The 9,395-nt window shown below is 45.7% G+C and carries 7 protein-coding genes and 1 pseudogene; 7 read left to right on the top strand and 1 reads right to left on the bottom strand.

Going from position 1 to position 9,395, the window contains the following annotated elements:
• The first annotated feature begins 210 nt into the window (after nucleotides 1-210).
• From AC0YNZ_RS31060 to AC0YNZ_RS31040, 5 genes are all read left to right on the top strand, one after another.
• Entirely contained in the window at nucleotides 211-828 is a 618-nt protein-coding gene (locus tag AC0YNZ_RS31060; RefSeq protein ID WP_475830221.1) for a shikimate kinase, read from the top strand.
• Between the two features lie 553 nt (nucleotides 829-1,381).
• Nucleotides 1,382-2,368, top strand: coding sequence for an ABC transporter permease (locus AC0YNZ_RS31055; RefSeq protein ID WP_475830220.1), 987 nt, complete (start codon nucleotides 1,382-1,384; stop codon nucleotides 2,366-2,368).
• A 20-nt stretch (nucleotides 2,369-2,388) separates the two neighbouring features.
• Nucleotides 2,389-3,261: a carbohydrate ABC transporter permease gene (locus AC0YNZ_RS31050; RefSeq protein WP_475830219.1), complete on the top strand. Its 873-nt coding sequence runs from the start codon at nucleotides 2,389-2,391 to the stop codon at nucleotides 3,259-3,261.
• Between the two features lie 55 nt (nucleotides 3,262-3,316).
• Nucleotides 3,317-4,915, top strand: coding sequence for an extracellular solute-binding protein (locus tag AC0YNZ_RS31045; RefSeq protein WP_475830218.1), 1,599 nt, complete (start codon nucleotides 3,317-3,319; stop codon nucleotides 4,913-4,915).
• A gap of 90 nt (nucleotides 4,916-5,005) precedes the next feature.
• Nucleotides 5,006-7,324, top strand: a complete 2,319-nt coding sequence (locus tag AC0YNZ_RS31040) for a helix-turn-helix domain-containing protein (RefSeq protein WP_475830217.1) — start codon at nucleotides 5,006-5,008, stop codon at nucleotides 7,322-7,324.
• A gap of 463 nt (nucleotides 7,325-7,787) precedes the next feature.
• On the opposite strand, the gene AC0YNZ_RS31035 is transcribed toward AC0YNZ_RS31040, so the two are convergent.
• Nucleotides 7,788-7,973, bottom strand: a complete 186-nt coding sequence (locus AC0YNZ_RS31035; RefSeq protein ID WP_475830216.1) for a hypothetical protein — start codon at nucleotides 7,971-7,973, stop codon at nucleotides 7,788-7,790.
• 453 nt (nucleotides 7,974-8,426) lie between these two features.
• Between AC0YNZ_RS31035 and AC0YNZ_RS31030 the strand changes: the two are divergent.
• Both AC0YNZ_RS31030 and AC0YNZ_RS31025 read left to right on the top strand, forming a co-directional pair.
• Nucleotides 8,427-8,765 (top strand): annotated as a pseudogene (locus AC0YNZ_RS31030) (ComEC/Rec2 family competence protein); the annotation flags it as partial.
• Entirely contained in the window at nucleotides 8,765-8,977 is a 213-nt protein-coding gene (locus tag AC0YNZ_RS31025) for a DUF3006 domain-containing protein (RefSeq protein ID WP_475830215.1), read from the top strand. The pseudogene AC0YNZ_RS31030 and the gene AC0YNZ_RS31025, both read left to right, overlap by 1 nt.
• Nucleotides 8,978-9,395: the final 418 nt, after the last annotated feature.

Here is a 9,395-nt window from a genome sequence, read left to right as displayed (position 1 = left end):
ATGGCGAGTTTCTCCAAAGCAGTATATTTTCCTCTAGACATGAAAAAGCTCCCCTCACAGTAGCAGGCTTTTTATTATTTCACCTGTCTACCGTATGGGGAGCATATCAACGATCGGCTGCCGTTTTCCACGCTACCCCGTGAAGGATATTTATGGAAAATACCGAATAGTTTAACATAACCAATACCATTATTAAAAGTGAGGAAGAATATGAATATAGTTCTTATAGGTATGTCTGGAGCTGGTAAAAGCACTTTAGGTGTGTTGCTTGCAAAAGCATTAGGAATGGATTACGTGGATACAGATATTGTTATACAACAACATGAAGGTAGGCTGTTACAAGATATAATTGATAATGATGGAATCGAAAAATTTATGGAAGTCGAAGAAAAAATTGTGTCTGAATTGGAACTAAAAAATTGCATTATATCTACAGGTGGAAGTGTTATATATTCAGAAAAAGCTATGAATATCCTTAAACAGGGTGGACAGATTATTTTTTTACATGTCCCATATGAAGAGATTAAAAGGAGACTATTAAACATAACAACCAGAGGCATTGTAATAAAGAAAGGAAATAGTCTTAAGGGCGTTTACGAGGAAAGAGTTCCTCTATACATTAAGTATAGTGATAAAACTCTTGATTGCTCAAATACCTTTTTAGAACATGCTGCACTTGCTGTGTCTCGGTTAATTCCTGCTTGTTTAGATAGTTCCTCTTGTGAGATCCCCTTCTGGTCAATCCATTTCCCTAATTCTGTACGCGGTTTTCCCAATCCGGACATTTTCAATCACCTTACACCGGAGTTTGGCCGCGTGAAGCTATGATCGAAAGTTCGTGTGGAAGCAGTAATTGGTTTTAGTACGATTGGGGGCATAGGCCTGCTGTCTGTTGTTGTAGAAAGGCGATTGCTATCTAAGGGTTACACCCGGGATGCGAAGTCAGTTCAAATTTTTGACTGCTTTTTTCTAATCGGCTGCGCTGTATACATTGCTTACTCCTGGACGAAAGAAACGCTTCTTTTCTTCGTTTAACTATTCCGTAATTGATCGAAAACAGTATTCCGTGATGTATGCGCCGGGTATCGGTTAAACGGATGGCTCATCCAACCTTATCTATTCTGGCCTTTTACTTGGCCTTATAAATTCCTCCTTTCCTAAAAATATGGAACAGAGCTGGAAACGGAGGTCCGGCAGCGAGCCCTGATCCATTCAGACCGTACACAAAGCAGAAAAGGCATATTGGAGCGAAAAGATACGGGCTACCGATAGCCAAAAAAGAGTAACAAGGCAAAAAGTGTAGATGGCAAGATTCATTGGAAGCGTGCTAATTTGAATGTGTAAAGGCGGTACAAAAAACAAAACAAAGGAGGCGGCGAGCTTGAGTTCTTCGAACCAAGTCAGAATTTCGTCCGAAACCGCTTCACCGGAGAGAGGTGTGAAAACGATTACCAAAACAAAAGCGGAGCTGTTTTGCAAGCGTCTTTACCGGGACCGTTATCTGTATCTGCTTGTGCTTCCCGTAATTGCGCTCTTCGTGCTGTTTAGACTTATCCCCTTAAACGGCGAGATCATTGCCTTCAAAAATTACCGGTTAACCGAAGGCATATGGGGAAGCGCCTGGGCAGGGCTGGATCAGTTCGAGCGTTTGTTTCAGAGCAAGGATTTCTATAATGTGCTCAAAAACACGTTTCTTCTGAATGTATACAATCTCATATTCGGGTTCCCTGTCCCGATCATTCTTGCGCTGCTGCTGAATGAGCTTCGGAGGGAGTGGTACAAGAGAATTGTCCAGAACTTGTTTTATTTGCCGCATTTCATATCCTGGGTTGTTCTCGGAAGCATAATTATCGGGGTTCTGTCGCCCAGCACGGGACTTGTGAATACGATCCTGAAAAGCTTCGGAATGGAACCGATATTCTTTATGGCCGACAAACTCTGGTGGCCCGTCACCTACGTTGCCTCGGGGATATGGAGGGAAGCGGGCTACGGGACCATCCTGTATATCGCGGCGATGGCTGCCATAGATCCGCAGCAGTATGAAGCGGTCAAATTGGACGGCGCCAATAAATGGAGGCAAATCTGGCATGTGACTCTGCCCGGGATACGCAGCACCATTGCGATTATATTGATATTGCAAATGGGGAAATTTTTGGACGTCGGCTTCGAACAAGTATTTGTGATGCAAAATCCGGCTGTGTACAGCGTGTCGGAGGTCATCAACACCTATATCTACCGGATTGGTCTGCAGAACCTGCAGTACAGCTACTCGACGGCAATCGGCCTTTTCCAGTCGGTCGTCGGTCTCATCCTGATTTTATCGGTCAACCGCATCATCAGAAGTATGGGCGAAAGAGGGTTATGGTGAATGAAGCGGGGAGAAATCTTATGAAAATCGGTAAACTTACATTATCCGGTATCGTCATCAACCTCATGTTAGGGATATTGGCGTGTCTAATGCTGCTTCCATTCCTGAATGTCATTGCGGTATCTTTCAGCAGCAGTCAAGCGATTAACGCGGGCAAGGTGTTGCTGTGGCCCGTCGACCTGGATTGGGGCGCTTACCGCAACCTTCTGAAAGACGGCCAGGTCTTGCACGCGATGAAGAATTCGGTTCTGATCACGGTTGTTGGAACCGCTCTTAACATCTTGCTGACGATTATAGCGGCATATCCGCTTTCGAAAACCAGGCTGATGGGCAGAAAGATAATCCTGGGAATGATCATCTTCACCCTGGTTTTTCCGGGAGGCATTATTCCGCATTACTTATGGCTCAAAACACTGGGTCTCACGAATTCGTATTGGTCCGTGTGGTTATACGGTTTTATCAGCGTGTACAATCTGTTCGTCATGAAATCCTTTATGGAAGGCCTGCCCGAAGAGGTTGAGGAATCGGCTTCGATGGACGGCGCAAACGATCTGTCCATCCTGACCAAAATCGTGATTCCGCTCTCGATGCCGGTCATTGCAGCGCTGACGTTATTTTACGCGGTCAATTGGTGGAATTCCTATTATACCGTCCTGATCTTTATCACGCAGTCCGATAAGCTGTCGTTAACCGTTAAGCTGTATCAAATGATCGAAGCGGTCCGCCCCGAGCTGTTGCAAAATGGGGATACCACCTCGGTGAACAGTTTGATCACCCCCGAGGGGATCCGGGCCGCAACGGTTGTTATCGCATCGCTGCCGATTCTTATAGTGTATCCTTTCCTGCAGAAGTATTTTGCCAAAGGTGTGTTAATCGGTTCGGTGAAAGGTTGATATCGATGGGTTCTGCCTAATGAAATAATTATGAAGGAAAACGAGGAGGTCAAGTATGAACAGAAAGAATGCAAAAGCAGCGGTGTTATGGATGGTGTCCCTCATCTTGCTGTTTGGAAGCGTATTGATGGGGTGCACGGACAACAAAGGAAGTCAGTCGGGGAGCAATAGCGCTTCCAGCTCAGGCGAGGACAAATACGCCAAACTGCCGAAAGAAGTCAGCATATCCATGTTTGACCGCGGCGAAGTGTCAAGCGATGAAGGTAACTACGAGAGCAACCGCTGGACCAAATGGATCGAAAAGGAATCGGGCATCAAATTGAAGGTGGTCCCCGTTCCGAGAGGCCAAGCCCAGGAGAAGTTGAATGTCCTTGTGGCGTCCGAACAAGCTCCCGACCTGATCTGGGAATACGACCGCAACTACATCAGCAAGCTGATCACGCAAGGAGCGGTACAGCCGATTGACGAATATATCGAGAAGTACAGCGTTCACATCAAGAAATACTTGAAAGAGAATCCGGATTTAAAGCCTTATATTACGTTCGACGGAAAAACCTACGCGGTGACGACGAAGCGGACGATGGAATACGTCGCCAACTCGGGGATCTGGATCCGTCAGGACTGGCTGGACAAAGTAGGCAAGAAAGCGCCTACAACGGAAGCCGAATTCATCGATGTGCTGAAAGCGTTTAAAGAGGCCAAATTAGGCGGCGATCGAACTGTACCGCTCGCATTGGGAGAGTCCTACGGAAAAGCGGTCCAAAATGTTACGCTAGGCTTGTTTCAGGCCAAATCGGGCCAATGGTATTTGGAAGACGGCAAATTAAAGCTCGGGGACACGCTGGATCGAACCCAGGATGCGATTGCGTTTGAAAAAAGATTGTATGAAGAAGGCCTGATCGACAAGGAGTTCGTAACGGACAAGAGTGTGACAAAAGCTTGGCAGGATTGGGTGACCGGCAAGGCGGGCGCCATTTTCACCAACTGGAGGCCGTTCAGCGGTACGAAAATCACCGAATTGCTGCAGGCCAACCCTGAAGCGAAACCGGTTCCGCTTGAACCGTTCGCAACTAAATACGGGAAGACCGGCTTGTACCGGGAGACGCCTCCTTTCATCTATATCGCTTTCAACAAAAATATGAAAAACCCGAAAGCAGCGATTGAATATCTGGATTGGATATTCGAGCACAGCGGAACGTTGGTAAACGGCTTGGAAGGCACTCATTATAAATTGAACAACGGCGTTCCGCAGCGAACCGACAATGAATTGTGGAAGAAAGAAGTCAGATACGCCAACGAGTACGGGGTGGTTCGCAACATCCCGTTCAAGCCGGAAGATCTGGTTGCCCAGGCGCCGAACACGCCTCTCGATCAGAAGGTTGCGCAACTCTTGGTCGATTCGTTAAAAACGGCTATGAAGAACGATTACCGCAGGGATATTCCTTACGCGCCGAATATACCGGAATTCAACGACGCGTTCGCTTCCTTTATTCCCTTGCTCGAAGAAATCAAAGTGAAGGCGGTTATAGATACGAAATATACTCCTCAGCAAGCGTTAGTGGACCTTCGCAAAGCTTGGGCTTCCGTCGGGGGAGAAAAAGCGGAAGAGCTGGTTCAGGAATGGTATGATAAAAATAAAGCAAGCTTGAAGTAAGCTAACCTTTATAATTCGGGGTCCGCGTTTTTGGGACTCCGAATTTCGTCGTCTTGTCACAGCTTAATACCTGAGAAGGGGAAAAACGTTATGGTTCGCCGAAGCAAATGGTTCTCCCGGAGCATCCTTTTATTGTTCACTTTCACTATCCTTGTCATTGCGGCAGCGGCAGGCACGTCCTATTATGCAACAACGGAACGTCTGCAGTATGAACTGGATAGCTCCAATTTCTCCCTTTTAAGGCAAATTGACCAAAAGCTGAATCTTGTCCTGAGCAATTTGGACCGGGGTGTCATTTCGTTTGTCCAACTGAGCGAACTGCAAGCCTTCATGGAGGATGATTCGGGCGACTGGGAAACGAAATCGGAACAGTTCTATAACCTGAGCCGCAGAATAGACAGTTTTTTAAGCGCCAACGATTATGCCTATTCGATCGACCTCTATTCCTATCGCAAACAATTGTTATTCTCCGGCAATGCGTTCCGTGAATCGCTGCCTCCCGACTATCAATGGGTAGAGTCATTTAGGAATGATAACAGTCTGTTCAAATGGATGGACACCCGTCCGCTGACGCTCGATTCGGGGAATAAAATTTATTTGAACGTCATCACCTTGATTCGTTCGTATCCGGTTACTCACGCCGCCGGATTGCGCAAGGGTGCTTTAGCGGTAAACATAAAGGAAGAATCGCTGTTCAAACTGTTTGATGAAGCGATTTCCGGTACGAACGGCTACGTTTTTCTCGTGAATGCGAACGGACAAATCATCAGCCACCGGGACAAGAGCTGGATCGGCAGAAACAAGTCTAACATTGACTATATCGCTTCATTGCTCCGACAAGATGGTCCCTATCGGATGTCGGATGTGGTGATTGACGGTCTTCCAAGCTCCGTATTCAGTATTCCTTCCGGCATCGATGGATGGAGGATCGTCAGTATCGTTCCGGAAGCCCAATTGAATCAGCCGCTGCTGCAAATACGCAACATTATCGCGGTCTTTTCTTTGATCCTGCTTGCCGTTGCGGCGATTCTGATATTCGTCATCAATCGGTGGACGCTTCTACCGGTCCAACACATGCTTTCCAACGTATACAGCAAATTAATGACCCATCGCTTGTCCGCCGGGATGCAGGAGAAGGGAGATTTGGCGGATCTGGAAACGATGGTGGAGCGGGTGATGGCCGACAGCCAGAGCCTGTACAAGCAAATGGTAGAGAATATTCCGGCTATCAAATGGCGGCTCATTCTGGATATTCTCATGGGCCATGCCAACGGACAGGAAGCAATATCCCATTTGCAAACGTTAGGCTATTCGCTGGACGGCGGACAATATATCGCCTTGGCGGCCGAATTCGACCAACGCTCGCGGATTGCGAATCCAAGGGATCTGCATTTGTACGCCTATGCCTTGAGCAATGTGGCCGAAGAGATGATCAACACGGAGTGTTCCGGCGTCTCCGTTGAAGTCAACGCGGGGCTTACGGCGATTATCATGAGCTTTGCAGAAACCGATTCGGATCAAAATATGATTCGGGCGCTGTCCTTGGCTGAGGTGATCAAAGACTTTGTCCGGCAGCATTTCAAATTATCCGTTACCGTCGGTGTCGGCAGACCGTGCAATCGGATCGAAGATTTGCGCCAATCGTATAATGAGGCATTGGAAGCTTTGAAATACCGCATGATTATGGGCGGCAATCTGATTATCTCGATCGATGATATCGAGCACACGAACAATGACGTTTTCTATGACCTGTTCTCGAAAACGGATTCGATCGTCGGCTCTGTCAAACTGCTCGACCGCAGCAAGATGCATGATCAGGTGGAACGCTGGTTTGCCGATATGAGCCTAAACAGCATTCCGCCGGAAATGGTCAAGCCGCTTGTCGTCCAATTCGTCATGAAGGCGGTAAAGGCAGTCAGCGTCATCGACGTCAAGGTTACCGATATGACGCCGCTCAAGGATTTGAACAATCTGCTGTCCCAGTACGACAATATCAACGAGGTCGCCCGGTTTGTCACCACGATGCTAGACTCGTTAATCGACCGAATCGATGCCAAACGGAACAACAAGGAAAAAAATGAACTTCTGGATCGGATCATTCAGTTCATTCAGCTGAATTACATGCGCAGCGACATGTCGCTCAATTATTTGGCGGACGAATTCCAGCTTAGCGTGTCTCACTTGAGCCGATTGTTCAAGGAATACGCGGAATGCAACTTTATGGATTTTCTTTTGGAAATCAGATTGAATAAAGCGAAGGAACTGCTCTCCGGCACCGATCATAAGATCGGGCAAATTGCGGAAGCCGCCGGATACAGCAACGTGAACAGCTTTGTCCGCATTTTCAAGAAATCCACCGGTTTAACACCCGGAGAATTTCGGACGCGCCACCTTCTTGCGAATCGGTGATGATTTGTATTCACTTTCTAATCCCCGGAGGTAATTTATGTCTACCGTAACAATAAAAGGATGGTTGGTTCCGTAAAGAGGAAGATACTGCTGCGCGTGACCGGTTTGTCCGAGATTATTTAGACGATCATTATGAGGCTTGCTTGAGGGCCTCTTATGGATTGAATGACGAACAGTGAGGGAGACAAGAAATATGTATGGCAACAATAATAAGGGTTTTCGGAATAGTTAAAATATGAACTCAATGAGAGACGTGTGAATGACATGATAGCGTCAGTCGAAACTATATTGATTTCATCTGAAAACAAAAAAAAGGGTGTCGTTTAAATGGACCCCTTAGGCTTTCTTATTGATCAGATTTAGGTATCTAGTATCTCCCGTTGTTACCCAGAGAAGAAAATTTTGACGGTTATAAATGATAGCTGTTTTTATTTTCTCCACGATCGTCTTCTTTTGTGCGATGTTATTCACCTCTATTCTGTAATAACGAGCCGCCTGTATCCACTCTTTTGCGATCTAGCGCCATTTGCTGCTCTTTAGTAAAGGTGACTCGTAGTTTGGATAGTCCCGTATGTTCGTTGATGTAGATGACCTTTGACTTTCCTTGAATAGTCATGAATAGTTTCGTCCATTCTTCAGGGTTGAACATGCGAACAACTCCTTTTGAAAGCGATTTTATACTTAAGTATTATTCCTAGAAACGTGGTTCATACATCCCTTTATCAAGACATTTTCCAAAAGGTATCCGCTTCTTTTGAATCGAAAATACGACCATTTACCTTTATCACTAGTATGGTCATATTATCGGAATAAAAGACATTAAAAAGTGTAATTTTGAACAAATCTCTCAAAAGTATATTTGAGATAGGGGCTTCAAGGTGCTGGTGCACCACGTCGTAGCACATCTGAGAGGATGTGTTTGTGATTGTACCGGTTGCATTACAGGAGAATATCTTAAATGGATGGCTACTATACTAGGTCTAGTATTCGGAAGTTTTACAGATGGATAAAACGGAAGTTAAACAAGCGAAATTTCACTGAGTAAGGTTGGCTGCTTAACGGTGGTTGTCGCTTAGATTCATTTTTTGCGTGCCATGGGGATCTACTTCACTTGAAATACGGAAAGAATACGTTTCTCTTTACAGGTGACGCTGAATCAAAATCCGAAGCGGATATGATAAAGTCGAAGGCAACGTTAAAAGCTGATGTACTTAAAGTTGGACATCACGGAGCAAAAACATCCACGACTGCTTCATTTTTAAAGACTGTAGCTCCGAAGTATGCAGTAATCAGCGTTGGAAAGAACAGTTACGGCCATCCAACCCAATCAGTGTTAAGTGCGCTAAAAAAAGCTAAAGTGACTGTTTACCGCACAGATACTAACGGGACGGTAACCGCGATCGACGATGGCAAGACGATTACTATTAAGAAGGTGAAATAATGAAACACGGAGTAATTGACCGATTCGAGGGTGATATAGCCGTTATTGAGGTAGAAGGTACAACGATTGACGTACCGAAAGCAAAGTTGCCACGCAATGCGAAAGCAGGCGATTCCGTTATTATCGAAGGAGATTATATTCGTATTAATCCTAAAGATACGAAGAAACGTAAGAGCGAAATTGACGCGTTAATGGACGAATTATTCGAATAGAAACAAGCTCACTTTAGAAAATGAACTGTGACCCGTAATAAGGACACTTTGAAAAAAGCGTCCTCTTGCGGGTTATTTATCAGAGTCACGGCTGCACTGCCGCGAATGCCGATCGCGCGGTTGGACGCGATCGGAAAAACCAAAAACTTCGAAATACTGTGACCGAAACAACCACCGGACCGCATCCCAATAGGCCGGCCTATAGATAATATCTAATTCTGAATTCAGCCCCTAGAAACGGTTGCCGGTCTTGCCTTAATATCGAAAATAATAAATTAATTTTAAAAAAGACTTGCAATACTATAAAGATACGTGATATATTCTTATTCCGGCCAAAAAACATACCGGAACGAAAGAAAAAAGATTGCTCTTTGAAAACTGAACAACGAGTAATAACTGCCTCGCAAATCCTTCGGGA

Source organism: Paenibacillus sp. J2L1-98 (assembly GCF_056269405.1).
The sequence above is the reverse complement of the archived record's forward strand: the minus strand, read 5'-3'. Positions and strand labels throughout refer to the sequence as shown.